The organism is Pseudothauera lacus (assembly GCF_003034845.1).
GTDB classification, from domain to species: domain Bacteria; phylum Pseudomonadota; class Gammaproteobacteria; order Burkholderiales; family Rhodocyclaceae; genus Pseudothauera; species Pseudothauera lacus.
The window spans coordinates 113,150-136,722 of the sequence record NZ_PZKC01000003.1; the positions used below are offsets into that span (position 1 = coordinate 113,150).

General features: G+C 66.7%; 20 protein-coding genes and 1 tRNA gene. 14 read left to right on the forward strand and 7 right to left on the reverse strand.

The window, feature by feature from the left end; all coding sequences use genetic code 11:
• Window positions 1–29 precede the first annotated feature (29 nt).
• The 11 genes from C8261_RS04415 to C8261_RS04465 all read left to right on the forward strand — a co-directional run bounded on the left by C8261_RS04415 (window position 30) and on the right by C8261_RS04465 (window position 13,418).
• Window positions 30–1,775 (forward strand): potassium/proton antiporter, encoded by a 1,746-nt coding sequence (locus tag C8261_RS04415; RefSeq protein WP_107492465.1) that lies wholly within the window; start codon window positions 30–32, stop codon window positions 1,773–1,775.
• A 99-nt stretch (window positions 1,776–1,874) separates the two neighbouring features.
• On the forward strand, window positions 1,875–3,740 hold the full coding sequence (locus tag C8261_RS04420) for a thiamine pyrophosphate-dependent enzyme (protein ID WP_107492466.1): 1,866 nt from the start codon (window positions 1,875–1,877) through the stop codon (window positions 3,738–3,740).
• Between the two features lie 14 nt (window positions 3,741–3,754).
• Complete coding sequence (locus C8261_RS04425) at window positions 3,755–4,372, forward strand: indolepyruvate oxidoreductase subunit beta (protein ID WP_107492467.1); 618 nt, start codon at window positions 3,755–3,757, stop codon at window positions 4,370–4,372.
• Between the two features lie 203 nt (window positions 4,373–4,575).
• A complete protein-coding gene (gene folD, locus C8261_RS04430) occupies window positions 4,576–5,451 on the forward strand; it encodes a bifunctional methylenetetrahydrofolate dehydrogenase/methenyltetrahydrofolate cyclohydrolase FolD (protein WP_107492468.1) in 876 nt (291 codons plus the stop codon).
• Between the two features lie 14 nt (window positions 5,452–5,465).
• Window positions 5,466–5,954, forward strand: coding sequence for a 5-(carboxyamino)imidazole ribonucleotide mutase (purE, locus tag C8261_RS04435; protein ID WP_107492469.1), 489 nt, complete (start codon window positions 5,466–5,468; stop codon window positions 5,952–5,954).
• 10 nt (window positions 5,955–5,964) lie between these two features.
• Entirely contained in the window at window positions 5,965–7,131 is a 1,167-nt protein-coding gene (locus tag C8261_RS04440; protein WP_107492470.1) for a 5-(carboxyamino)imidazole ribonucleotide synthase, read from the forward strand.
• Window positions 7,132–7,133: 2 nt separating this feature from the next.
• Complete coding sequence (locus tag C8261_RS04445; protein WP_408003208.1) at window positions 7,134–8,168, forward strand: L-threonylcarbamoyladenylate synthase; 1,035 nt, start codon at window positions 7,134–7,136, stop codon at window positions 8,166–8,168.
• A 60-nt stretch (window positions 8,169–8,228) separates the two neighbouring features.
• Window positions 8,229–8,304: transfer RNA gene (locus C8261_RS04450), tRNA-Ala, on the forward strand.
• A 322-nt stretch (window positions 8,305–8,626) separates the two neighbouring features.
• The gene (locus C8261_RS04455) at window positions 8,627–9,775 is read left to right on the forward strand and encodes a Fic family protein (RefSeq protein ID WP_107492472.1); all 1,149 of its coding nucleotides are present in this window, start codon (window positions 8,627–8,629) and stop codon (window positions 9,773–9,775) included.
• A gap of 322 nt (window positions 9,776–10,097) precedes the next feature.
• On the forward strand, window positions 10,098–10,994 hold the full coding sequence (locus C8261_RS04460) for a sulfurtransferase (protein ID WP_107492473.1): 897 nt from the start codon (window positions 10,098–10,100) through the stop codon (window positions 10,992–10,994).
• A gap of 15 nt (window positions 10,995–11,009) precedes the next feature.
• Window positions 11,010–13,418: a putative bifunctional diguanylate cyclase/phosphodiesterase gene (locus C8261_RS04465; protein WP_107492474.1), complete on the forward strand. Its 2,409-nt coding sequence runs from the start codon at window positions 11,010–11,012 to the stop codon at window positions 13,416–13,418.
• Window positions 13,419–13,432: 14 nt separating this feature from the next.
• Here C8261_RS04465 and C8261_RS04470 read toward each other — a convergent pair whose 3' ends face one another.
• Both C8261_RS04470 and C8261_RS04475 read right to left on the reverse strand, forming a co-directional pair.
• The gene (locus C8261_RS04470) at window positions 13,433–13,648 is read right to left on the reverse strand and encodes a hypothetical protein (protein ID WP_107492475.1); all 216 of its coding nucleotides are present in this window, start codon (window positions 13,646–13,648) and stop codon (window positions 13,433–13,435) included.
• Window positions 13,649–13,661: 13 nt separating this feature from the next.
• A complete protein-coding gene (locus C8261_RS04475) occupies window positions 13,662–15,113 on the reverse strand; it encodes a putative nucleotidyltransferase substrate binding domain-containing protein (protein ID WP_235864836.1) in 1,452 nt (483 codons plus the stop codon).
• 82 nt (window positions 15,114–15,195) lie between these two features.
• On the opposite strand from C8261_RS04475, the gene C8261_RS04480 reads away from it, so the two are divergent.
• Entirely contained in the window at window positions 15,196–15,690 is a 495-nt protein-coding gene (locus C8261_RS04480) for a methylated-DNA--[protein]-cysteine S-methyltransferase (protein ID WP_107492476.1), read from the forward strand.
• On the opposite strand, the gene C8261_RS04485 is transcribed toward C8261_RS04480, so the two are convergent.
• The 3 genes from C8261_RS04485 to C8261_RS04495 form a co-directional block, all read right to left on the reverse strand.
• Window positions 15,684–16,127: a roadblock/LC7 domain-containing protein gene (locus tag C8261_RS04485; RefSeq protein WP_146161642.1), complete on the reverse strand. Its 444-nt coding sequence runs from the start codon at window positions 16,125–16,127 to the stop codon at window positions 15,684–15,686. The two genes, C8261_RS04480 and C8261_RS04485, sit on opposite strands and share 7 nt — an antisense overlap.
• A gap of 5 nt (window positions 16,128–16,132) precedes the next feature.
• A complete protein-coding gene (locus tag C8261_RS04490) occupies window positions 16,133–16,459 on the reverse strand; it encodes a roadblock/LC7 domain-containing protein (protein WP_107492478.1) in 327 nt (108 codons plus the stop codon).
• 205 nt (window positions 16,460–16,664) lie between these two features.
• Entirely contained in the window at window positions 16,665–17,960 is a 1,296-nt protein-coding gene (locus C8261_RS04495) for an N-acyl amino acid synthase FeeM domain-containing protein (protein ID WP_107492479.1), read from the reverse strand.
• A gap of 207 nt (window positions 17,961–18,167) precedes the next feature.
• Between C8261_RS04495 and C8261_RS04500 the strand changes: the two genes are divergently transcribed.
• Window positions 18,168–20,870, forward strand: a complete 2,703-nt coding sequence (locus C8261_RS04500; RefSeq protein ID WP_107492480.1) for an HAD-IC family P-type ATPase — start codon at window positions 18,168–18,170, stop codon at window positions 20,868–20,870.
• A gap of 26 nt (window positions 20,871–20,896) precedes the next feature.
• On the opposite strand, the gene C8261_RS04505 is transcribed toward C8261_RS04500, so the two are convergent.
• Window positions 20,897–21,151, reverse strand: coding sequence for a hypothetical protein (locus C8261_RS04505; protein ID WP_107492481.1), 255 nt, complete (start codon window positions 21,149–21,151; stop codon window positions 20,897–20,899).
• Entirely contained in the window at window positions 21,148–22,980 is a 1,833-nt protein-coding gene (locus C8261_RS04510; protein ID WP_107492482.1) for a Na/Pi cotransporter family protein, read from the reverse strand. The genes C8261_RS04505 and C8261_RS04510 overlap by 4 nt, the downstream gene beginning before the upstream one ends.
• 51 nt (window positions 22,981–23,031) lie before the next feature.
• Here C8261_RS04510 and C8261_RS04515 point away from each other — a divergent pair, with 51 nt between their 5' ends.
• Window positions 23,032–23,517, forward strand: a complete 486-nt coding sequence (locus C8261_RS04515) for a type II toxin-antitoxin system YhaV family toxin (protein ID WP_219905141.1) — start codon at window positions 23,032–23,034, stop codon at window positions 23,515–23,517.
• The last annotated feature ends 56 nt before the right edge of the window (window positions 23,518–23,573 follow it).

Below are 23,573 nucleotides of genomic sequence, written 5' to 3' on the forward strand. Positions count from 1 at the left end.
ACGCCGATCTTGTGGTGTAATCGGCGTCAATGACCTCGATCAACGCCTTTCTCCTGCTCGGTGGCCTGCTGCTCTTCGTCAGCGTGCTGGCCAGCACCCTGTCGGCGCGCCTCGGCCTGCCGCTGCTGCTGCTCTTCCTCTTCGTCGGCATGCTCGCCGGCGAGGAAGGGGTCGGCGGCATCGTCTTTCACGATTTTTCCACCGGCATGTTCGTCGGCCAGCTCGCGCTGGCGGTGATCCTCCTCGACGGCGGCCTGCGCACGCGCATCGAAACCTTCCGCGTGGCACTTTGGCCGGCGGCGGTGCTGGCGACCTGGGGCGTGGTCGGCACCACCCTGTTGCTCGGCCTCTTCGCCACCTGGCTGCTCGACGTGCATTGGAGTCTGGCCCTGCTGCTGGCCGCCATCGTTGGCTCCACCGATGCCGCGGCGGTGTTCTCCCTGCTGCGCAACAGCGGCGTGCGCCTCAACGACCGGGTCAAGTCCACTCTCGAAATCGAGTCCGGCGCCAACGATCCGATGGCCATCCTGCTGGTGACGGTGATGGTCGAGGTCCTGTTGCAGCCCGACAATGCCAGCCTGCCGCGCTTTGCGCTGCTGCTGATCACCCAGATGGGCCTCGGTGCGCTCGCCGGGGTGGCCGGCGGCTGGGTGCTGGCGCGCCTGCTCGCCCGCCTGCGCCTGGCAGAAGGGCTCTACGCCTTGCTCATCGTCTCCGGCGGGCTGATGGTCTTTGCCGCTACCAATGCCCTGGGCGGCAGCGGCTTCCTCGCCGTCTACCTGGCCGGTCTGGTGGTCGGCAACAAGCGTTGCCATGCTACCGAGCACGTGCTGCGGGTGATGGACGGGCTGGCCTGGCTGGCACAGGCCGGCATGTTCCTCATCCTCGGGCTGCTGGTCACCCCTTCGCACCTGCTCGAACATGCCTGGTACGCGCTGGCGATGGCCTGCTTCCTGATGCTGGTGGCGCGTCCGCTGGCAGTGTGGCTGGGATTGCTGCCCTTTCACTTCGCCCGCAACGAGGTGCTCTACATCTCCTGGGTGGGCCTGCGCGGTGCGGTGCCCATCGTGCTGGCCATCTATCCCTTGATGATGGGGGTGCCCAACTCCCTGCTGCTCTTTGACGTGGCCTTTGCGGTGGTGATCGTCTCGCTGCTGGTGCAGGGCGCCACGGTGCCTACCGCGGCGCGCTGGCTGGGGGTGGTGGTGCCGCCGCGCGACGAACCGGTGGACCGCATGGAGGTGTGGGTGGGGCACAGCGCTGCGCTCGACCTGATGGAATACCGTGTCGCCGCCGGCGCGCGTGCCGAAGGCCGCCACCCCGACGAGCTGGTCGCCGATGAGGCAGGGGACAAGGCGCGCTGCGTGGCGGTGGTGCGCCACGGCAACCTGCTCCGCACCTCGGCGGCGACGCGCCTGGAAGTCGGCGATTCGGTGTGGCTGGCCGCCCCCGACGAGCTTGCCGAGCCGCTGGCGCGGGCCTTTGCCGGAGGTGCCGGCAACGAGCTGATCGCCCACGCCGGCTTCTTCGGCGAGTTTGTCGTCGATCCGCAGTGCCCGGCCGGCGAGCTCGCTGCGGCCTATGGCTTCGAGCTCGATCCGGATGAAAACGCGCTGGCGCTGGCGACGATGTTCCGCCGCCGCCTCGGGCGCCCGCCGGTGGAGGGCGACAAGCTCAGCATCGGCAGCTTCGTGCTGACCGTGCGTGCCATGGATCACGCCGGGCACATCACCCAGATGGGTCTCAAGTGCCCGACCCTGCCGCGCTTGCTGTGACTCCTGCCACTGGTTGCTGGTTGACCTCGATCAAACGGACATCATTGACCGACCGGTAAGTTAACGCTCTTTTTGTCCGACGACACCGGGAGTCCGTCCATGGGAGCACCTCTGCCTGCACCGGCCGCCAGCCGCCTGTTCCTTTCGGGTAATGACGCGGTTGCACGCGCGGTATGGGAGGCTGGCTGCAAGGTCGCTGCCGCCTATCCGGGGACGCCGTCCACCGAGATCCTCGAAGAGCTCGCGCACTACCCCGATCTCTACACCGAGTGGTCGGTCAACGAGAAAGTCTCGCTGGAGGTCGCGCTGGGCGCCTCGATGATGGGCGCGCGGGCCTTCTGTGCAATGAAGCATGTCGGCCTCAACGTCGCCTCCGACGCCCTGATGACCATGACCGTTACCGGTACCGAAGGCGGGCTGGTGATCGCCGTGGCCGACGACGTCGGCATGTCCTCGTCACAGAACGAGCAGGATTCGCGCTACTGGGGGCGCTTCGCCCACCTGCCGGTGCTGGAACCGGCCGACGCGCAGGAAGCCTATGCGATGACCAAGGCGGCCTTCGAGCTCTCCGAACGCCACCGCTGCCCGGTGATCGTGCGCATGACCACGCGCATCTGCCACGTCAAGGGCCGTGTCGAGGTCGGCGAACGCATGGCGGTGGAGCCCACCGGTTTCACCAAGGACCCACGTCGCTGGGTGATGGTGCCGGGCAATGCCAAACCGCGCCTGCCGCTGATGTTCGAGCGCGAGGCGGCGCTGGCGGTGGAAGCCGAGGTGTCCGCACTCAACCCGCTGGCGGACGGCAGCGATCTCACCGTCGGCTTCGTCGCCTCCGGGCCCGCCTTCATGCATGTGCGCGAAGCCTTCCCGGATGCGCCAGTGCTCAAGCTCGGCCTCTCCTGTCCGCTGCCGCTGCACAGGATCCGCGCGCTCGCCGCGCGGGTACGGCATCTGGTGGTGGTGGAAGAGACCGAACCGCTGGTGGAAACCGAGCTCAAGGCCGCCGGTGTCGCCTGCCACGGCAAGGACATCCTGCCGCGCCTCGGCGAACTGGCGCCGGACGTGCTGCGCCCGGCCATCGCCCGGCTGCTCGGCGGCGAGCCCGCAGTGGTCGCACACGTGCCGCAGCAGCAGGTCTTTCCCCGTCCGCCGACGATGTGCGTGGCCTGTCCGCACCTGGGCGTCTATTACACCCTGGCGCAGATGCGCAACGTCATCATCTCCGGCGACATCGGCTGCTACACGCTGGGCGCCGGCCATCCGTGGAACGCGCTCGATACCTGCATCTCCATGGGGGCCTCGATGGGCATGGCGCTGGGCATGGACAAGGGCAGGGGGGCGGCCGACGCCGGCAAGAAGGTTGTTGCGGTGATCGGCGATTCCACCTTCCTGCACATGGGCATGCAGGGTCTGCTCGACATCACCTACAACCGCGGCAACGTCACCATCCTGCTGCTCGACAATCGCACTGTCGGCATGACCGGCGGGCAGGACAACCCCGGCACCGGGCGCGACATCCACGGCGAAGAAGCACCGCGGGTGGATTTCGCCAAGCTCTGTGAAGCCCTGGGGGTGAAACGCGAGCGTATCCGCCCGGTGGATCCCTACCAGTTGCCGGTGCTGTTCAAGGCGCTGCGCGAGGAAACCAGGATCGACGAACCGTCGGTGATCATCACCGACCGCCCCTGCGTGCTGATCGACGACTACCGCCCGACCCAGCCCTATCAGGTCGTCGAAGAGCGCTGCACCGGTTGTGGCAACTGCGTCGATGTCGGCTGCCCGGCCATCCACGTCACCCGGCGGGCCACCGAGGTGAAGGCTTCGGGCAAGGAAGTGGAGCTGTCCTTCGTGCGCATCGAGACCGCCGCCTGCACCGGCTGCGGGCTGTGTGTACAGCCCTGCGCGCCCGAGGCCATCGTCCATGCCGAGGCGCTGCGCCCGGCCCACGTCATGCACAAGCACTGAAAGCGGGAGCAGCCATGAGTGCAAGCAACAAGACCACCAACATCCTCGTCTGCGGTACCGGCGGCCAGGGCGTCATGACCGCCACCGAGATCCTCGCCGAAGCCGCGCTGTCGCTCGGCTTCGACGCCAAGAAGACCGAGGTTGCCGGTATGAGCCAGCGCGGCGGCGTGGTGACCTCGCATCTGCGCTTCGGCGCGCAGGTCCTGTCGCCGCAGATTGTTGCCGGCGAGGCTGACCTGCTGGTCGGCTTCGAGGCCGCCGAGGCGCTGCGTTGGGTGCACATGCTGCGCCCCGGTGCGGCGGTGCTGATGAACGTCGGCCGTCTGGTGCCGCCGGTGGTGAACATCGGCCTGTTCGCCTACCCCGAGGACCCGGTCGCCCAGATCCGCGCGCTCGGGCTGGAAGTGCACGCCTTTGATGCCAGCGCGCTGGCCCAGCAACTGGGCAACATCCGTCTCGGCAACACCGTGATGCTGGGTGCCATGGCCGACCGTCTGCCCTTCCCCGCGGAAGTGCTGCGCGAAGCGGTGCTGGCACGCTTCGCCAGCCGCAAGCCGCAGTTGGTGGACGTGAACCGTCAGGCTTTCGAGCTGGGCCGGCGCGCGGTGGCGGAGGAAGCGCTGGCGGCGTGAGTGGCACGGGGCAGGGTGTCCTGCCTCCTCCCCCTTGAAGGGGGAGGAGCGCTCGGATCACGAGTGTGCCGGTCTCATTGCCCGTCGGTTCCTTCTCGCGTATCGCAGTGAGTGATCGCGGTCACTTAGATTCAGGGGGCGCCCCGTTCGCACAAGCCCCTGATACTGCGATAAAATCGCCGGTTTTTCCAAAGGCCATTCCCATGACGGCACGCATCATCGACGGCAAGGCCCTGGCGGAACAGGTGCGCGGCGAGATCGCCACCCGCGCGGCTGCGCTTGCGGCACGCGGCGAGCAGCCCTGTCTCGCGGTCCTGCTGATCGGCGCGGACCCCGCTTCCGCGGTCTATGTGCGCAACAAGGTGGCCGGCTGCGAGAAGGCCGGCATCCGTTCGCTGCGCTTCGACTATTCCGCCGACGTTGCCCCGGACGTGGTGATGGCCAAGCTCGCCGAGCTCAATGCCGACCCGGCGGTGCATGGCATCCTGGTGCAACTGCCGCTGCCGCCGCAGTTCGACGAAGCGGCGGTGCTGGAGGCGATCAGCGTGGAGAAGGACGTTGACGGCTTCCACGCCGAGAACGTCGGCCGCCTGTCGCAGAACCAGGAAGCCTTCATCCCCTGCACCCCGCACGGGGTGATGAAGATGCTCGAATCCACCGGCGTGCCGCTGGCCGGCGCGGAGGCGGTGGTGATCGGCCGTTCCAACATCGTCGGCAAGCCGATGGCGATGCTGCTCACCAACGCCGGCGCCACCGTCACCGTGTGCCACTCCAAGACCCGCGACCTGGCCTTCCATACCCGCCGCGCGGACATTCTGGTGGCGGCGGTGGGCAAGCCGCGCTTCGTCACCGGCGCGATGATCAAGCCGGGCGCGGTGGTCATCGACGTGGGCATCAATCGTCTCACCGACGGGCCGGACGCCGGCAAGCTGTGCGGCGACGTGGATTTCGATTCCGCTGCGCAGGTGGCCGGCGCCATCACCCCGGTGCCGGGCGGTGTGGGGCCGATGACCATCACCATGCTGCTGGAAAACACCGTGATTTCCGCCGAGCGCGCCGCGCGCCGGAGCGGACGGTGAGTGAGGACTTTGAAATGAGCGCTACCCCCATCGTCGGCATCATCATGGGCTCCAACTCCGACTGGCCCACGATGAAGGCGGCCGCCAAGGTGCTGGAAGAGTTCGGCGTGCCCTTCGAGGCGCGCGTGGTCTCCGCCCACCGCACCCCCGACCTGATGTTCGAATACGCCGAAAGCGCGCGCTCCCGCGGCCTGCAGGCCATCATCGCCGGTGCCGGCGGCGCGGCCCACCTGCCGGGCATGGTCGCCGCCAAGACCACCGTGCCGGTGCTCGGCGTGCCGGTGCAGTCGAAGGCGCTGTCCGGCCAGGATTCGCTGCTCTCCATCGTGCAGATGCCCAAGGGCATCCCGGTCGCCACCTTCGCCATCGGCGAGGCGGGTGCCGCCAATGCCGGCCTGTTCGCGGTGGCGCTGCTCGCCAACGCCGATGCGGCGCTGGCCGACAAGCTCGAAGCCTTCCGTGCCCGCCAGACCCAGGCGGTGCTGGACATGACCCTGGATTGATGGACGCGCAATGATCCTGCCCCCCGCCACCCTCGGCATGCTCGGAGGCGGCCAGCTTGGCCGCTTCTTCGTTTCCGCCGCCCACGAGATGGGCTACAAGGTCTGGGTGCTGGACCCGGACCCGCACAGCCCGGCCGGCCAGATCGCCGACCGCCATCTGGTGGCGGCCTACGAGGACTTCGCCGCGCTCGACCAGCTGGCCGCCGAATGTGCCGCGGTGACTACCGAATTCGAGAACGTGCCGGCCGGCACGCTGGACTATCTCGCCAAGTTCATCCCGGTGCACCCCTCGGCGTCTGCAGTCGGGGTGTGCCAGAACCGCATCGCCGAGAAGAGCTTCCTCGCCGACAACGGCCTGCCGCACGGTCCCTTCGCCGCGATCCGCAGCGACGAGGACATCGCCGAGGCCAACGCCGGCCTGTTTCCGGGCGTGCTCAAGGTGGCGCGCTTCGGCTACGACGGCAAGGGCCAGGCGCGCGTGGCCAGCCGCGAGGAAGCGCTCGCCGCCTTCCACGGCTTCAACCGCGAAGCCTGCGTGCTGGAGAAGCTGCTGCCGCTCGACTACGAAGTTTCCGTGGTGCTCGCGCGCAGTGCCGCCGGCGAGGTGCGCGCCTTTCCGAGCGGGGAGAACAGCCACCGCCACGGCATCCTGGATGTGACCATCGCCCCGGCGCGTGCTTCCGCCTGCCTGGCGGACACGGCACAACAAGTCGCCGAGCAGATCGCCGCCAGGCTCGGCTATGTCGGCACCCTGGGGGTGGAGTTCTTCGTCACCCGCGGCGAACTGGTGGTCAATGAAATGGCCCCGCGCCCGCACAACAGCGGCCACCACACCATCGACGCCTGCGTCACCAGCCAGTACGACCAGCAGGTTAGGGCGCTCTGCGGCCTGCCGCTGGGCGAACCGCGCCAGCACTCGGCCGCAGTGATGGTGAACCTGCTCGGCGAGCTGTGGTACGAGGGCGGCGCGCATGACGGCACTCAGTTGGGTAAATACCGCGAGCCCGACTGGTCCGCGCTGCACGCGGTGCCCGGCCTGCGCCTGCATCTGTACGGCAAGCACCACGCCCGCCCGGGCCGCAAGATGGGCCACTTCACGGTGATCGGCGACGATCCGGCGACCGTGCTGGAGCGCGCCATGGCCGCACGCGCGGCCATCGGCATCCGCGACGAATGAGCATGACCGGCCAGCCGGGCCGCATCGCCGTGCCCACGGCGGAGAACATTGCCCGCGCCGCGACCTTGCTGCGCGCCGGCAAGCTGGTCGCCCTGCCCACCGAAACGGTCTATGGCCTCGGTGCCGATGCGCTCGACCCGCAGGCCACGGCCGCCATCTTCGCCGCCAAGGGCCGTCCGGCCGACCACCCGCTGATCGTCCATCTGCCCTCGGCGGAGCACCTGCCGCGCTGGGCGCGCCGCATTCCCAAGGAAGCCATCGCGCTCGCGCGCGCCTTCTGGCCCGGCCCGCTCACCCTGATCCTCCCGCGCGATGCGGACGTGCCCGACGCGGTCACCGGCGGGCAGGACACCGTCGGCCTGCGCGTGCCGAATCATCCGGTGGCACTCGCGTTGCTGACCGCCTTCGATTCCGGCATCGCCGCGCCCAGCGCCAACCGCTTCGGCCGCATCAGCCCGACCACCGCCGCGCATGTCGAGCACGAGCTCGGTGAGCGCGTAGACCTGATTCTGGACGGCGGCCCCTGCCAGGTCGGCATCGAATCGACCATCCTGGATCTTTCGCGCGACGCGCCAGAAATCCTGCGCCCCGGCGCGATCACCGCCGAGGACATCGCCCGCGTCATCGGCCGCCGGCCGAAGGTGCGCGGCGAGGCTGCGGCGCCGGTCGAGGAGACCGTCGACACCCCGCGCGTCTCCGGTTCGCTCGCCGCCCACTACGCTCCGTCCACCCCGCTGCGCCTGCTGCCCGCCGAAATGCTGGTCGAGGAGGCCGCCGAACTCGCCGGCGAAGGCAGTCGCGTCGCGGTGCTTGCCCACGGCTGCGCGGATCCTGGCGACAGCCGCTTCACCTGGATTGCCGCCGGCGCCGATGCGGCCGTCTATGCCCACGACCTCTACGCCCACCTGCGCGCGCTCGACGCCCTGGGCGCCGACTTCATCCTCGTAGAAACCCCGCCCGTCCATCCCGCCTGGTCCGCCATCGCCGACCGCCTCGGCCGCGCCGCGGTGGGTTCAGGTGCCCGTGAGGCACCCTGAAGAACGCGCCGGGAGGTCTTCTCAAGGGGCGGGAGCAGAGCTATAATCCGCGCCTTGCATGGGCCGATAGCTCAGCTGGGAGAGCGCCGCGTTCGCAATGCGGAGGTCGGGAGTTCGATCCTCCTTCGGTCCACCATACACAAGGGCCCGGATAATCTCCGGGCCCTTTTTATTGCCCGAAATCCCCGCGCCGCGTGGGGTTCCGGCCACTTGCGCTGCGGGTGGCGACCTGCCGAAACGCCCGGTTTTCAGCGTTTCTGGCTCCAGTATTGGACCGGCGCCAACAGCCTGGTGATGTAGCGCCAAGCAAACTCACTGAGTCCATGCTTTCGGCAGAGGCACTTGCCCTAAAACGGGCGAAGTGATTCGCCGTGAGGCAATGAAAGCAGCCTTTAATCGTTGCTATTCACACTAAAGAAAGCTTTAATTTGATGGCGCTCTACTAAAGACAGCTTTCAATGACACGCACCACTGGGACCTACTCAATTTCCACGACACTGGGAGAGTCGGTGCGTGCCTTCGTGCCCCACGCCTTGCCGCCAGCTGAGCCAGCCCTGTCACCCGAGGTGTTCAATGACCTCAATCGGCAGGCAGAACTGGCGCTTGCGCGTTTAGCGGGTGTGTCAGGCTTGGTGCCGTCGGTAGATTGGTTGCTGTACAGCGCTATCCGCAAGGAAGCCTTGCTCACGTCACAGATCGAGGGCACGCAGGCCACGCTGACCGATCTATTCGACGAAGAAGCAGGATTCAAGGTCAACAATACCGACGACGTGGAGGAAGTGACCAACTACCTGCGTGCCTTCCGCTGGACACAGGAGCAACTACGCGATCCCAGAGGGCTGCCCATCAGTGTGCGGCTGTTGTGCGAGGCACATCGACGCCTGTTGGATGGGGCTCGCGGCGCAGGCAAACAGCCGGGCGAGTTGCGTCGGTCGCAAAACTGGATCGGTGGCACACGGCCCGGCAATGCGGTTTTCGTACCACCACCGCCGGAGCAAGTTTCAACCCTGCTGGCCGACATGGAGCGCTTCATCCACGACGAAGCGACGGACCTGCCAGCGATGGTCAAGGTGGCGCTCATCCACGCGCAGTTTGAAACCATCCATCCGTTTCTTGACGGCAACGGGCGCATTGGCCGCCTCCTGATCGCGGCGCTGTTTGAACACTGGGGGCTGCTGTCCGAACCTTTGATGTACCTCAGCGGCTACCTAAAGCAACACCAGACGGAGTATTACCGTCGCCTGTCGGCTATCCGCACAGATGGGGATTGGGAGTCTTGGGTGATCTTCTTTCTAGAAGGTGTCGCTACAGCCGCTGGTGATGCGGAAAGAAACATCATCGAGGTCGCCAGTCTGGTGGCTACAGATCGCAGGCGCTTGCTGCAATCCGCCAAGGCAGGCCAGGCCAGCTACCGGCTGTTCGAGATGTTGCCGATGATGCCGCGCTTCACCATTGAACGCGTGAGGCAGCAACTCGATACCAGCTTCCCTACGGCGACGGCGGCGGTCAAGGTGCTGGAAGAGTTGGGCATCGTGACGGAAATGACCGGGCAGAAAAAGAACCGGAGTTACAGCTACCAGGCCTATGTTGAACTGCTCTCTCAGTGAGAAACACCCGCAGGCCCGCAGCAACCCGCACCAGTGCTCATCAGCTCGGGAGTCGAGTCGGCACATGGTCAACCACCCGCCACCAAAATTCAGTGCCCAACTGTTCTCAGTTGGGCGTTTTCATTTGCTCGCCGATCCCGTCCGAGCCTGTGCTTGCACAGGTCGTCATGCCTTCGGGGTCGTGCAGGAATGTCAGCGTATTTCTTACTTCGCTGTTCCGCAGGTGGTTTTAAAGGGGTAAGCTAACGCCTTTATCCTTCTCTGCGTTTGGTGGTAGTGCTCCGGCGACCTGCCGGTGTGCGGCTGCCTCCTGGAGTGCAAGATGCTGATCGGCAGGACGGTGCGGCGGTGGTGTGCGGGCTTGGGCCTGTTCTGGGCGCTGAGCATTGCTGGCTGGAGTTCGGCGCATGCTGTCGAGCTGCCTGGAGCGATCGTCGGCGCCGACTGGCTGGCGCGCAACCTGGGGGCGCCGGGGCTGGTGGTGGTCGACGCCCGGCTTGCCGAGGACTATGAGCTTGGGCATATCGCCGGAGCGGTCAACATTCCCTACTCGAAGCTCTTCGCCGACGGCTACCTTATTCCCGGGCTGGGCGAGATCCGCGAACTGATCAGCGCCGCGGGCATCGGCAACCACAGCAAGGTGGTGGTCTATGACGATGGCGAGTTCATCTGGGCGGCGCGGGCCTATTGGCTGCTGGAGACCTTCGGGGTCGAGGACGTGGCCCTGCTCGACGTGGGCTTCGGCAACTGGGCGGCAGGCGTGTTGCCGGAGAGTTTCGATGCACCGGTGGTGAAGCGCAGCAGCTTCGTTCCGAGCATCGATCACCGCCGCCTGCAGACCAAGCTTGGCACCCTGGTGGCGATCGACGATCCGCGCCGGGTGATCATCGACGGCCGTTCGGCCGCCGAGTACCGCGGCGAGGAATCGCTTGCCAGCCGCTACGGGCACGTTCCGTCGGCGGTGCATTATTCGTGGAGCAACAATTACGTGCGCACGCCCAGCGGCAATCGCATGCGGCCGCTGAACGAGCTGGCGCCACTGTACGGCGCGCTGGAGCGCGACAAGCCGGTGATCGTGTACTGCAACGGCGGGGCCCATTCGGCACTCAATTACATCGTCCTGCAGGCGCTCGGTTATCAGGTCTCGGTGTACGACGGCTCATGGTTCGAGTGGGGCAACGACGGCACCTTGCCGATCGTCAATCCCTCGGCGCGCTGAGGCCACGCACAGGACATGGACCAGCCGCTCGCGGCACCTCCCCCGACACGCTTCGGGCGTTCCATCCGCGCCCGTCTGCTGCTGATGATGCTTGCCGTGGTCGCCACCGCGGCGCTGAGCGGCTATTCCGGCTTCGCCTACTGGCAGCTTGCCGCGCAGAAGGAGCGCCTGCTGGGTTTTGCCCATTCCCTGGCCGAGGTCCTCGGGCAGGAGTTCGTGCGCATTGCGCTGCTCAACGATCCGGCGGTGGGGGCAGACGCCTCGGCGCGCCTGAGCGCGTTTCCGCTGGTGCGCCATGTCGTCCTCTACGACAGTAACGGCACCGCGGTGTATCAGTACCGCCGGCACGCGCTGGCGGCCATCGAGGTGCCGCTGCCGCAGCCTGGCGCAGGGCCGCGCGATGACGGCGATGCGCTCCATCTGTTTCTCCCCGCAGCCTACAGCGGGGTCGATTTCGGCACCATCTACGTGCAGCTGGAGAGCGAGACGCTGTGGACCCTGCTGCGCCGCGACCTGGTGGTGCTGGGGCTGATCGGCATCCTGTCGCTGAGCCTGGCCTTGCTTCTGGCCGCACGCTTCGAGGCCCATTTCAATCGTCCGATCCGGCGCCTGGTGGGTTTTCTCGAACGCATCGGCCTCAGCCAGCAGCTCGACCAGCGCATCGCGGTCGATGGCAGCGACGAGTTCGCCCGCCTGTTCCATGAGGTGAACACCATGCTCGACCGCATCCAGTCCTCGCGCGATGCCTTGCGCGTGGCGGCGGTGGCTTTCGAGACTCCGGACGGCATGCTGATCGCCGATGCCGCGCAGCACATCCTGCAGGTCAACCAGGCGTTTACCCGCATCACCGGCTACAGCGCTGCCGAGGTCGTCGGCAAGACCCCGGCGCTGCTCCAGTCCGGACGTCATGGGCGCGAGTTCTTCGAAGCCATGTGGCGGGCCTTGCGCGAAGTGGGGCGCTGGGAAGGGGAGATCTGGAATCGCCGCAAGAATGGTGAGGTTTATCCCGAGCGGCTGACCATCCAGGCCGTCCATGACGAGAGCGGGGTGCTCAAGTACTACGTCGGCGCTTTTGTGGACATCTCCGTGCAGAAGGCCGCCGAAGCCCATATCGAGTATCTCGGCCACTATGATCCGCTTACCGGGCTGGCCAATCGCCGCCTCCTCGTCGATCGCCTTGGCGCCAGTCTGCAGCGCACCCGCCAGTCACGTGGACACGGCGCCGTGCTGTGCTTCGACGTCGACAATTTCAAGATGGTCAACGACAGCCTCGGCCACGCTGCCGGTGACCAGCTGCTGGTCGAGGTCGCCCGCCGCCTGCGTGAGGTCCTCGGCAGCGGTTCGCTGATCGCCCGCCTGGGCGCGGACGAGTTCATCGCCGTGCGCGAGATGCGCGACGGCGACCGCAATCAGGCCACCCTGCAGGTCAAGGAGCTGGTGGAGAGCGTGCTCGACGAGCTTGACCGTCCCTACCAGATCAACGGCAGCGAGGTGCGCTGTGCGAGCTGTGCGGGGGTGAGCATGTACCCCGGTGCCGGGGTGAGCGCCGAAGACCTGGTCAAGCAGGCCGATCTGGCCCTGCATCAGGCCAAGAGCGCAGCAGGACGCCGGCGCGTGCGCTTCTTCGAACCCCAGGCCCAGGAGGTGGTGCGGCGCTACCTCAACCTGCATGCCGACCTCCTGCGTGCGCTCGAACGCGGAGAGTTCGTCCTCCACTACCAGCCGCAGGTGGACGGCAGCGGCCGCGTGCGTGGTGCCGAGGCGCTGATCCGCTGGCAGCATCCGGAAGAGGGCCTGGTCGGTCCGGCAGAGTTCATCCCGGTGGCCGAGCGCAGCGGGCTCATCATCGGCGTCGGCGAGTGGGTGCTCGACAGCGCCTGCCGCCAGCTCGCACAGTGGGCGGCACTGCCGACCTCATGCGACTGGGTGGTGGCCCTCAATGTCAGTGCCCGCCAGTTTGCCCAGGCGGACTTCGTCGATCAGGTGCGCAATGCGCTGCTGCGCAGCGGCGCGCCGGCACGGCAACTGAAGCTTGAGCTCACCGAGGGCTTGCTGGTCGATGATATCGACGACGCGGTACTGCGCATGAATGCACTGCGCCAGATGGGCGTGGGGCTGGCACTCGACGACTTCGGCACCGGCTACTCCTCGCTGCGCTATCTCAAGCGCCTGCCGCTGTCGCAGGTGAAGATCGACCAGTCCTTCGTGCGCGACATGCTGAACAATGGCAACGACGTTGCCATCATCCGCAGCATTCTCTCGCTGGGCGAGAGCTTCGGTCTGGAAGTGATCGCCGAAGGAGTGGAAACCGCCGATCAGCACGCCTTCCTGCAGGAACTCGGCTGCGCGGCCTTCCAGGGTTATCTGTTCGGCCGCCCGCAGCCCGCGGCGGGGCTTACTTCGCTCAGCCCGAACGGTATTTGATTGCCGGTTAGTAGCTAGAAGTACAGCTTGCGCCGTGGCGGCGTGGCCTTGCCGGTGCGTGAGGTGGCGGGCGGGGTCGCCTTTACCGGTTTGCGTACCTGATTGAGCGCCTCATTGGCGAAGCGCACCTTGCCTTCCAGCACGCAGCCGCGCATGCCGGGTTCGCAGCGCGCGCCGTTGATGCGCTGGCAGACGCCGTCAAGATCGTGGGGACAGCTCCAGGCGGTCATTGCGGGGTTCTCCTCAACTGCCCATCTGGCTGAGCTGGAAGCGGCTGCGCAGGAAGCCCTGGAAGGTCTTGACCTCTTCCAGGGCGAGCTTCAGGCGGCCCTTCTCGATGCGGTTGAGATGGTCCAGGGGCAGGTAGTTGGTCGGGGTGCGGCCCTGCTCAAGGGCCAGCAGCTGCGCCTTGAGGCGCAGCGAGACGAGAAAGTCGAAGGCCGCGGCGACGTCCTCGGCCTGCTGCTGGCGCAGGATGCCGGCGGCGGCGAGGCCGAGGATGCGGTCGCGGGTGCCGCCATCGACGATTCCGGCTTCCAGCGCCATCGCCTTTACGCCTTCGGTGATGGCGAAGATGCCGGCTTTCTTCAGTTCGATGCAGCCACCGTGCTCGCCCTTGCGCTCGGCGACGATCTGCCCGAAGAAGCCCAGTGGCGGCTTGAAGCCGACGACGTTGGCGGCGCTGCGGGCGAGGAAGATCTTGTTGGCGCGCAGGCGCTCGGTGATGTGGCCTTTGAGCTCACGCTCGAAGGAGGGGTCGCCGTACAGGGTGCGCAGGTCGAAGAACATGCTGCCGGACAGGATGTTGTCCGGCGTCGGCGTGGTCAGCCACTTGTCGAGGACCTTCTTCCAGTCGCCGAGGCTGCGCCGCCAGATGTCGTTCTTGGCCATGATGCCACCCGAGCAGGGCGGCACGCCAATGCCGATGAGGGTGTCGATGAGGTCGATGCTGAAGGCTTTCAGACCCTCCAGCTCGCCGGCATCGAGGTCATCGGCGTGGATGATCGCATTGTCCTGGTCGGTGACCAGGGTCTGCTCCTGGCGCCCCTCGCTGCCGAGCACGACGAAGGCGAAACGCCCGGTGAGCCCGGGGTGGCGCGCGGCGCGCACGAGGTCGATGAGGCGGGCAACGATGCGGTCGTTGAGATGGGCGACGGTCTGCACCAGATCGCGGGTGGCCACGCCAGTGCCGACCAGATGCACGACGAGTTCCTCGACCTTGCGGTGCAGCGCCTTGAGCTCGTCGGCGCTGGCGGCCTCCTCGATCTCCTTCATCAACTGCTGTGGCGAGCGGCTCTGCAGGCGCAGTACGTCGGAGTCGGTGATGATGCCGCACAGCCGGCCATGGCCATCGACCACGCAGAGGCGGTGGATGCGCAGGCGGCTCATGCGGAACAGGGCCTCGAAGAGGTATTCGTCCTCGCCGATGGTGACCAGCGGCGCGTTCATGATGGCACCCACCTGCAGGCTGCCGGGATCCAGCCCGCCGGCGACGACCTTGTTGCGCAGGTCGCGGTCGGTGACGATGCCCACGGGTTCCTCGCCTTGGCACACGATGATGCTGGAGATGTTGCGTGTGCGCATCACTCCGGCGACTTCGACCAGGGGGCGGTCGGCGGTGCAGGTGACGACCTGACGCTGGCAGAGTTCGCGGACGGGGACGAAGAAGACGTTATCGACGGACATCGCGCGCATTCCCCGCTTGCTGTTATGGTCAAGCGCGACTATAGCGCACTGACGGAGCTTTTCGGCGCCTGCCGCAGAGGAGGAGGACGAGATGGTTGGTGAGATGTGCTGGTGTGCCTATGACAGCCCTCTGGGGCGCATGGTGGCGGTCAGTCGTGGCGGGTGCCTGGCGGGCCTGTACTTTGACGACCAGCGGGATCTGCCCGCCCTCGCAGCGTCTGCCGAGATGCCGGCAAACGGTCTGCTGGGCGAGGTCGGCGAGCAGCTGACGGACTACTTCGGCGGTCGCCGGCGGCGCTTCGAGCTGCCCTTGCTGGCGGCGCCGACGGCCTTTCAGCAACGTGTGCGCGAGGCCCTGCTGCAGGTCGGCGCGGGCGATACCTGCAGCTACGCCGCACTGGCTGCGGCTATCGGACAGCCCCGCGCGGCGCGCGCGGTGGCGCGTGCGCTGGCGGCCAATCCGCTGGTAGTGGTGGTGCCCTGCCACCGTGTGGTGACCAGCGCCGGAGGGCTGGGCGGATTTTCTGCCGGGCTGCCACGCAAGCGCGCGCTGCTGGCGCTTGAAGGCGGCGGCGCGGTTCAGTAGGCCTGCCCGCGATACATGCGCTGCGGCCGCGGGGCGGCGCCCGCTGCCGCAGTGGAGGGCGCGGTGGCTGCGCGCGGGGCATCCTCGAGGGTCGCCAGGGTGGCGGCGTCGAGGTGGCGCAGGGCGATGTTGGTGACCATCCGTGCCGATGCCTGGCTGGCGTCGTGGCGGGCAAGCAGCACCAGCACGAAGCCCGGGCCGCGGCGCAGCATCAGCCAGTGCTCTTCGTAGCGCAGCAGGATGTCGTCGCCACCGGGCAGTACGCTGTCCGCCTCGCCATACAGCGCGGCGAGGGTGATGCTGGCGGAGGCGAGGAGTTCGTCATCGAGGTAGGCGGGGAGACGGTTCAGATACAGTCGGCCGTCCTCGCCGATCAGGCACAGGCCTTCGATGCCGGGGAGTTCGAGAATGTTGTCGATCAGCTTGGCAATGTTCATCGGCATCACTCTCCGTCCATCGCCCGGCGCACGGTGAGCGCCACCTCAGCGAGGCGTGCGCGCGAATCGAGCACCACACCAAGGGCTCCGCCCTGCCAGGGCAGGCACAGCACGGTCAGCGGTTTGCCGTGGATCTGCGCCTCATGGAAGCTGTCGAGGCCAAAGCGCTGGCCGAACTGCCCGGCGACGCGGGTGAAGTGCACCAGCACCCCGGTCAGGGCGTCGGTCTCGCGGCCGTCGCGGGCCACCACCTGACCGTCGGCGCCGCACAGCACGTAGCCGAGGACGTTGGGGGTGTGCAGCACTTGCTGCAGGGCGTGTTGTGCGCTCATGGGGCTCTCCGTTGGGGTCTTATGCCGGGGAGCTATGCAGCAACCGTGCCAGCTGGCGGAACGCCGCTAACCCGCACTCTCACACTGGCACCCGCAGTAGGGACGGTGTGAGGAATGCGGGTCAATGGCGGGATGCGGGCAGGGTGCCTGCACCACGGGCGGGCATCGCTGCGTTGCCGTGCCGCGCAAGGGTGCATGGCGCTGCTCAGACGAAGCGGGTGGCCTCGTCCAGTTCGCTGTGGGTGCGCGCCTTGCCCAGGGCGCTGACGAACTTGCGCCAGGCCAGATCGGCCTGATCGATGCGCAGCAGGGCGATGTGGCGGTCCTGTGAGCCCAGGCGCAGCACGGTGACCTTCACCACACTGCGGTCGGCGTCGCCCAGTTCGATGGTGGCGGTGCCGGTGCTGTTGGTCGGCAGGGCGGTGGTGGTGCGCGCGCGGAAGCCCGACGCCGAACACTCGAAAACCGTCAGCGGGTAGTTGCGTGGCAGGCCCATGATGCGCATCGACAGCGTTGCCGGGCAGTTCACCGAGAAGCGGCGGTGGGTGCGCCGGCGCATCTCGGAGCGCGGGGCGTCGTCGGGCACCGGCGGCAGCACGCTCTTGAATTCCGCCAGATCGTAGATCGAATGCAGCAGCATCAGCTCGCGCAGGCGCAGGCGGGCAAAGGCCTGGGTGCGGTGGTTGAAGAAGTGATCGATGAGCGCGGGGGTCATCACCGGGTCGGTGGTGGTGTAGAAGCGCTTGTGGGGCAGCTGGATGTTGGGCAGATGGACGGCGGTGAAATAGCGGTAGAGATTCTTCTCCGGCGGCAGGCCGTCGTAGCGGCGGCGGAAGACGTTGAGGGCTTCGCCGAGATCGAGGTGGGCGCCGACCGCGGGAGCGCCATTGACGAAGTCGTAGTGGGCGACAGTGCGCTGGGTGAGGCGGCGAAAGCACAGGATGCTCTCGTAGAAGCCGATGTGCCGGGGGTTGACGCAGATCACCAGGTGGCGGGTGTCGAACAGCCGTGTGGCGTAGTCGTACATGAACTTCAGCAGCGGCAGCAGGATGCGCCCGCTGGCCGAGCGGAAGCGGGGGTCGATGGCCAGCGCGGAGACCTCGGCAACGTTGCCGCCGGCCTCGCGCACGCTGGCGAGGTCGAAGATGCGCTGCATGGGAAAGCCCATCGCGCTTTCGCGGATCAGCGATACCGTGCCGACGACGCGGTCGCCATAGCGGCACAGCAGCGTCGAGGTGGTGGGCAGGGCGTGATACACGGTGACCCGCAGCCCGGAAGGGTCGGGCTGCATGAAGCCCGCATCGACATAGGCGTCGTGGAGGAGGCGGAAGCAGGCGTCGAGCTCCTCGCGGGTTTCGGCGAGCTTGAAGACGAGCTTCTCCGACAGCCGCGATTCACAGCGGATGGCGCGGCTGTAGGCAGCAAAGCGCCAGCGTGCGGGGAGCAGGCTGAACAGGGGACGGAGTGCCGAGCGGCTCAGGCGTTGCAGCGTCTTCTTCATCGGGCGGCACGGCCGCAGGCGGTCGCACAATCAGCGGTAATGAATCATTGTATGACTCGGTGATGGCTTCGGATAGGCACTATGTCGCGGCCGCTCTTGAACGAGTGGCGCTTCATCCTGTCTTCAGCACAGTGAGGTATGCTGCAATGCGACATGTACCCGTCGCGGGGTGCAGTGCAAGGGAACCACCTGGAAAAAGCAATCAAAATGAGCAACGACGCCGACCGCAACCCTTACGACATCGTTCATCCCCATGCCCGCACGGCCGACGAAGTGCTCGCTGCGCTGCGCAGCAGCGCCGCCGGCCTGTCCGCCGAGGAGGCCGCTGCGCGACTCGCCGCGGTCGGGCCGAACCGCCTCCCGGAACCCCCGCGTGATGGCTTGTTGAAGCGCTTCTTCAAGCATTTCAATGACATCCTGATCTACATCCTCATCGCCGCAGCGGCCATCACCGCCGTGCTCGGACACTGGATCGACACCGGGGTGATCCTCGGCGTGGTGGTGATCAACGCCATCATCGGCTTCATCCAGGAGGGCAAGGCCGAAGAGGCCCTGGAGGGTATCCGCAAGATGCTCTCGCTGCATGCCCATGTGCGCCGTGGTGGTGAATGGAGCGAGGTGGACGCCGACAAACTGGTGCCGGGGGACGTCGTCCGTCTGCGCTCCGGTGACCGCGTACCGGCCGATCTGCGCCTGATCGAGGCGACCAACCTGCGCATCGAGGAGTCCGCGCTCACCGGCGAATCCGTGCCTGCCGACAAGCACTGCGCCGCGGTGGCCGCCGATGCCGGTGTCGGCGACCGTTTCGGCATGGCCTATTCGGGCACCATGGTGGCCGCCGGGCGCGGCGTCGGCGTGGTCACCGCCACCGGCGCGGCCACCGAGATCGGCCGCATCAACCGCATGATTGCCGAAGTGCAGACCCTGCAGACCCCGCTGACGCGCCAGATGGCCGAGTTCAGCAAGATCCTCTCGGTGGTCATCGTCGGCCTCGCCGTGCTGATGGTCGTGGTGGGCACCTTACTGCACGACTTTCCCCTCGGCGAGGTCTTCCTTGCCGCCATCGGCTTTGCGGTGGCCGCGATTCCCGAAGGGCTGCCGGCCATCCTCACCATCACCCTGGCGCTCGGCGTGCAGCGCATGGCCGCGCGCAACGCCATCACCCGCAAGCTCACCGCGGTGGAGACCCTGGGTTCGGTGACGGTGATCTGCTCCGACAAGACCGGTACCCTGACCCGCAACGAGATGACCGCCCGCCACGTCGTCACCCGTGGTGGAGAGTACGAGGTGACCGGCACCGGTTATCAGCCCGAAGGACACATTACCCTGCTTGGCGAGCGCATCGTCATGCACGAGCATGCCCACCTGCAGGCCCTCATCGAGGTGGTGGCAGTGGCCAACGACACCCATGTGGCCCACGAGGACGGCCAGTGGAAGGTCACCGGCGAACCCACCGAAGGTGCCCTGCGCACGCTGGCGGGCAAGGCCGGCTTTGACGCCGCGGCCCACGAACGCCATGCCGCCATTCCCTTCGAATCGGCCAACAAGTTCATGGCCACGCTCAACACTGCCCCCGGCGGCACCCGCCGCATCCTGCTCAAGGGCGCCCCGGACCGCCTGCTTGACCGCTGTGCGGAGGAGTTGGGTGAGGATGGCAGTGCGGTACCGCTCGATCGCGCCTACTGGGAAGAACAGATCGAGCGCCTCAGTAGTGAGGGCCTGCGCGTGCTGGCGGCTGCGGCACGCGACGTTGGCGATGACAAGCACGAGCTGGAGATTGCCGATCTTGATCAGGGCATGGTCTTCCTCGGCGTCATCGGCATCATTGACCCGCCGCGCCCGGAGGCAATCGAGGCTATCCGCTCCTGCCACCAGGCCGGCATCCGCGTAAAGATGATTACCGGCGACCATGCCGGCACCGCGCGCGCCATTGGCATCGAGATGGGGCTGGGCAGCGCCGAGAGCCTGAAGGTGATCAGTGGCCACGATATCGAAGCGGCCAGCGACGAGGAACTGCAGGCCATCGCCCAGGACTGCGACATCTTTGCGCGCACCAGCCCGGAGCACAAGCTGCGCCTGGTTAAGGCCCTGCAGGCGCGCGGCGAGGTGGTGGCGATGACCGGCGATGGCGTCAATGACGCCCCCGCGCTGAAGCGCGCCGATGTCGGCGTGGCAATGGGCATCAAGGGTACCGAAGCGACCAAGGAAGCCGCCGAGATCGTGCTCGCCGACGACAACTTCTCCTCCATCGAGCGTGCGGTGGAGGAAGGGCGCACCATCTACGACAACCTGCGCAAGGCCATCCTCTTCATCCTCCCCACCAACGGCGCGCAGGGCCTGGTGATGCTGGCGGCGGTGGTGTTCGGCCTCACCCTGCCGCTGACCCCGGTGCAGATCCTCTGGGTGAACATGGTGGTGGCGGTCACCCTGGCGCTGGCGCTGGCCTTCGAGCCGGCCGAACCCGGGGTCATGCAGCGCCCGCCGCGCAAGCCCGGTACGCCCATCCTTGGACGCATCTTCCTGTGGCGGGTGGCACTGGTGTCGGTGCTTATCGGTGGCGCCACCATCGTCATGTTCGAGATCGAGCTGTACCTCGGCATGCCCCTCGACGTTGCCCGCAGCATGGCGGTCAATACCCTGGTGGTGGCGCAGGCCTTCTACCTCTTCAACAGCCGCTTTCTGGAAGCCTCCAGCCTGCGTGCCGGCCTGCTGTTCGGCAATCGTGCGGCCTGGATCGCGGTGGGCGTGCTGGTGCTGCTGCAACTGGCCTTCATCTACCTGCCGGTGATGAACCTGTGGTTCGGTACCGCCGCGCTCGAACTGCGCCACTGGCTGGCGCCGCTGCTCATCGGCGGCGGAGTGTTTCTCGCCATCGAGGCCGAGAAGGCCTGGCTGCGCCGCCGGCGCTGAACTGGGGCGGGGCTTAGCGGTCCAGCTCAGCGCTCGCCGTTCTTGAGCGCCTTGCGCAAGGCCACGCCCTTGCGGCGCTGTTCGGTGAGAATCTGCAGGCGCAGGGTGAGATTGTCGCGGGTCAGGGCGTCGTCGCAGGCCTTGATGCGTGCGGCGAGCTCGCGCTGTTCGGCCTTCATCTTGCGCAACAGGGCCTTGAGCTGCTTCTTCTTGGCCTCCTGCTTGCGCCGTCTGGCCGACAGCAGGGTGGCCAGGCGGCCGATCATGCGGATGAGTTTCATGGCGACGGACGCTCCTGCGCGGCGGTGTCCTGCGCTTGCGCGCTGACGATGGCGGTGAGCTCCTGCTTGTCCAGCTGCAGGGCGCTGTCGATTTCATGGTGGACCGCCTCGAAGGGCTGGAACACCGCCTGCGCCATTGCCAGCAGGTTGCGCGAGATGTTGTAGGTATAGGCGCTGTCGTTCATCAGCGAAGTGGCTACTTCGGGGCTGATGCGGCGTTCGCGGATGAGGCGGTCGAGGGTGCCGTTGCCGACGATGTCGTGGGCCTCCGTGGCCGCACGGAGCACATCCAGCACCAGGGTGACATTGGCCTCGGGGTCGCTGGCGAGCTGTTGCAGCTCGTGCAGCAGCAGCGCCAGATGCTGGCGGATGTTCACATACTCCTGGCGCAGGTAGGGGTTGGGTGAGGCCAGGTAACGCACCAGGTTCTTCTGCAGGTGCTTGAGATCCTTCAGCGCCTCGATCAGCTGCTGGGTGGAGGCCCGCAGCACGAAAGCCTGACGCGACTGAGTGCCGCGGGTGGGCAGGCGGGCGATGAAGTCGAGGATGTCGCCATGCAGCGGTTTCACCCGCCGCAGGTAATAGTCGTCGACATCGATCGCGTGCACGCGCTCCGGCGCATTGGCCAGCAAGTCCAGGGATTCGCCCTTGCGCAGGCGGATGGGATCGGTGTGCAGGACCAGCGCCATGATGTCGAAGACGTTGCCGAAGAGGTGGATGACCTCCTGGCGCACAGCGCCCAGCGCGGCGTCCGGCATCTCGATCATGGTGTCGTTGATGAACTTCGGGCTGCTCACTGTACGCGGCTGGGGTTTCAGCCAGGTTTCAAGCGCGCGCACGAGCTGGCCGAGCAGGGGCAGCATCAGCACGATGCCGGTGAGGTTGAAAAGCGAGTGGAACAGCGCCAGCTTGAGGGTGTGGTTGTCGGCGGCGATGCCCAGCCAGACGCTGCCGGTCTCCACCGCGCTGACGAAGCCGCCGATGAAGATCAGTGCCACCGCGCCGGTGACCATGTTGAACACCAGATGCGCCACCGCCAGCCGGCGCCCTTCGATGTTGGCGCTGATCGAGCCGATGATGGCGGTGATGGTGGTGCCGACGTTGGCACCGATCGACAGCGCCAGTGCGTTCTCGTAGGTGATCTGGCCAGCGCCCAGCGCAGTGATGATCAGCACCAGGGTGGCATGGCTGGACTGCATCACCACGGTGGCAACGATGCCCAGCAGGGTGAACAGCAGCAGGCCGGCAAGGCCGGGCACGGCGTACTCGGCCAGGTCGATGCTCTGACCGACGGTCTCGAAGCCCGTCTTCATGAAATGGATGCCGAGGAAAAGGAAGCCCAGCCCGGTCAGCACATGCCCCAGTCCCTTCAGCGTACGTGAGCGGTTGAAGCTCAGCACCACGCCGAACACCAGCATCGGCATGGCGTAGGCGGCAATGTCCACCTTCAGACCGAAGCCGGCGATCAGCCACGCCCCGGTAGTGGTGCCAAGGTTGGCGCCGAAGATGATCCCCACCCCCTGCGCCAGTCCCAGCAGGCCGGCACTCAGGAAGGAGATGGTGAGCACCGACACCAGCGAACTCGACTGCGTCACAGTGGTGGCCACCAGCCCGAACAGCAGGCTCTTCCACAGCCGGTCGGTGGTCCGCTGCAGCAGCTTCTCCAGCGTGCCGCCGGTGAATACCTTGAAGCCCTCTTCGAGCGCGATCATGCCGAGCAGGAAGATCGCCACCCCGGCGGCGATCTCGGAGAACGCTGCACTGACCCACAGCGCATAGCCCAGCACGGCGAATACGGAGCCCAGCAGAAGGTGGCGCGATGCCGGCATCGAAGTTGTCTCCCTTGTTGTACCCCGGCGGGTCGGTGAAATGCCCGCTGCGTGTCATCCTGCCACAGTCGCCGGAGAGGGCAAAGCGAGGCGGGGGGGGGGGAGCCCGCGGCGCCCGCACCTGAGCGGGTTTTCACTGGGTCAATACAGAAGGACCCAGTTGGGTACGTAAAAAAGAACGCCAGCAAACGGCTGGTCGCGATCACCAAACTGGCATTCGATGTCATCCCGCAAGATCCGACGCGACCGGAGTACCGCCAGGGTGCGACGCTCGGTGAAGATCACAAGCACTGGTTTCGGGCCAAGTTCTTCCAGCAGTACCGACTATTCTTCCGCTACCACGCCCCAAGCAAAGTGATCGTCTACGCCTGGGTGAACGACGAAGACACAAAACGTGCTTATGAAAGCAGCGACGACGCCTACCGGGTGTTCCGCAAGATGCTGGAAAGCGGGCATCCGCCTGATGACTGGGATCAGCTCCTGGCTGAGGCGCGGAAAGAATCACAGCGGATGCAGGAATCATTGAAAGGGCGGTAGCAGCGCAGTGATTGGCGCCGCTTGCGTCTACTCATACCCCACCTTGAGCGATTGGC

Excerpts from the sequence above, each read along its gene's own strand:
- C8261_RS04485 (WP_146161642.1), bottom strand. The coding sequence starts at position 16,127 with ATGAACATTGCCAAGCTGATCGACAACATTCTCGAACTCCCCGGCATC.
- C8261_RS04465 (WP_107492474.1), top strand. The coding sequence starts at position 11,010 with ATGGACCAGCCGCTCGCGGCACCTCCCCCGACACGCTTCGGGCGTTCC.
- C8261_RS04470 (WP_107492475.1), bottom strand. The coding sequence starts at position 13,648 with ATGACCGCCTGGAGCTGTCCCCACGATCTTGACGGCGTCTGCCAGCGC.
- C8261_RS04505 (WP_107492481.1), bottom strand. The coding sequence starts at position 21,151 with ATGAAACTCATCCGCATGATCGGCCGCCTGGCCACCCTGCTGTCGGCC.
- C8261_RS04495 (WP_107492479.1), bottom strand. The coding sequence starts at position 17,960 with ATGAAGAAGACGCTGCAACGCCTGAGCCGCTCGGCACTCCGTCCCCTG.
- purE (WP_107492469.1), top strand. The coding sequence starts at position 5,466 with ATGAGCGCTACCCCCATCGTCGGCATCATCATGGGCTCCAACTCCGAC.
- C8261_RS04460 (WP_107492473.1), top strand. The coding sequence starts at position 10,098 with ATGCTGATCGGCAGGACGGTGCGGCGGTGGTGTGCGGGCTTGGGCCTG.
- C8261_RS04425 (WP_107492467.1), top strand. The coding sequence starts at position 3,755 with ATGAGTGCAAGCAACAAGACCACCAACATCCTCGTCTGCGGTACCGGC.
- C8261_RS04415 (WP_107492465.1), top strand. The coding sequence starts at position 30 with ATGACCTCGATCAACGCCTTTCTCCTGCTCGGTGGCCTGCTGCTCTTC.
- C8261_RS04500 (WP_107492480.1), top strand. The coding sequence starts at position 18,168 with ATGAGCAACGACGCCGACCGCAACCCTTACGACATCGTTCATCCCCAT.
- C8261_RS04440 (WP_107492470.1), top strand. The coding sequence starts at position 5,965 with ATGATCCTGCCCCCCGCCACCCTCGGCATGCTCGGAGGCGGCCAGCTT.
- C8261_RS04445 (WP_408003208.1), top strand. The coding sequence starts at position 7,134 with ATGACCGGCCAGCCGGGCCGCATCGCCGTGCCCACGGCGGAGAACATT.
- C8261_RS04480 (WP_107492476.1), top strand. The coding sequence starts at position 15,196 with ATGGTTGGTGAGATGTGCTGGTGTGCCTATGACAGCCCTCTGGGGCGC.
- C8261_RS04420 (WP_107492466.1), top strand. The coding sequence starts at position 1,875 with ATGGGAGCACCTCTGCCTGCACCGGCCGCCAGCCGCCTGTTCCTTTCG.
- C8261_RS04455 (WP_107492472.1), top strand. The coding sequence starts at position 8,627 with ATGACACGCACCACTGGGACCTACTCAATTTCCACGACACTGGGAGAG.
- C8261_RS04510 (WP_107492482.1), bottom strand. The coding sequence starts at position 22,980 with ATGCCGGCATCGCGCCACCTTCTGCTGGGCTCCGTATTCGCCGTGCTG.
- folD (WP_107492468.1), top strand. The coding sequence starts at position 4,576 with ATGACGGCACGCATCATCGACGGCAAGGCCCTGGCGGAACAGGTGCGC.
- C8261_RS04490 (WP_107492478.1), bottom strand. The coding sequence starts at position 16,459 with ATGAGCGCACAACACGCCCTGCAGCAAGTGCTGCACACCCCCAACGTC.
- C8261_RS04475 (WP_235864836.1), bottom strand. The coding sequence starts at position 15,113 with ATGCGCGCGATGTCCGTCGATAACGTCTTCTTCGTCCCCGTCCGCGAA.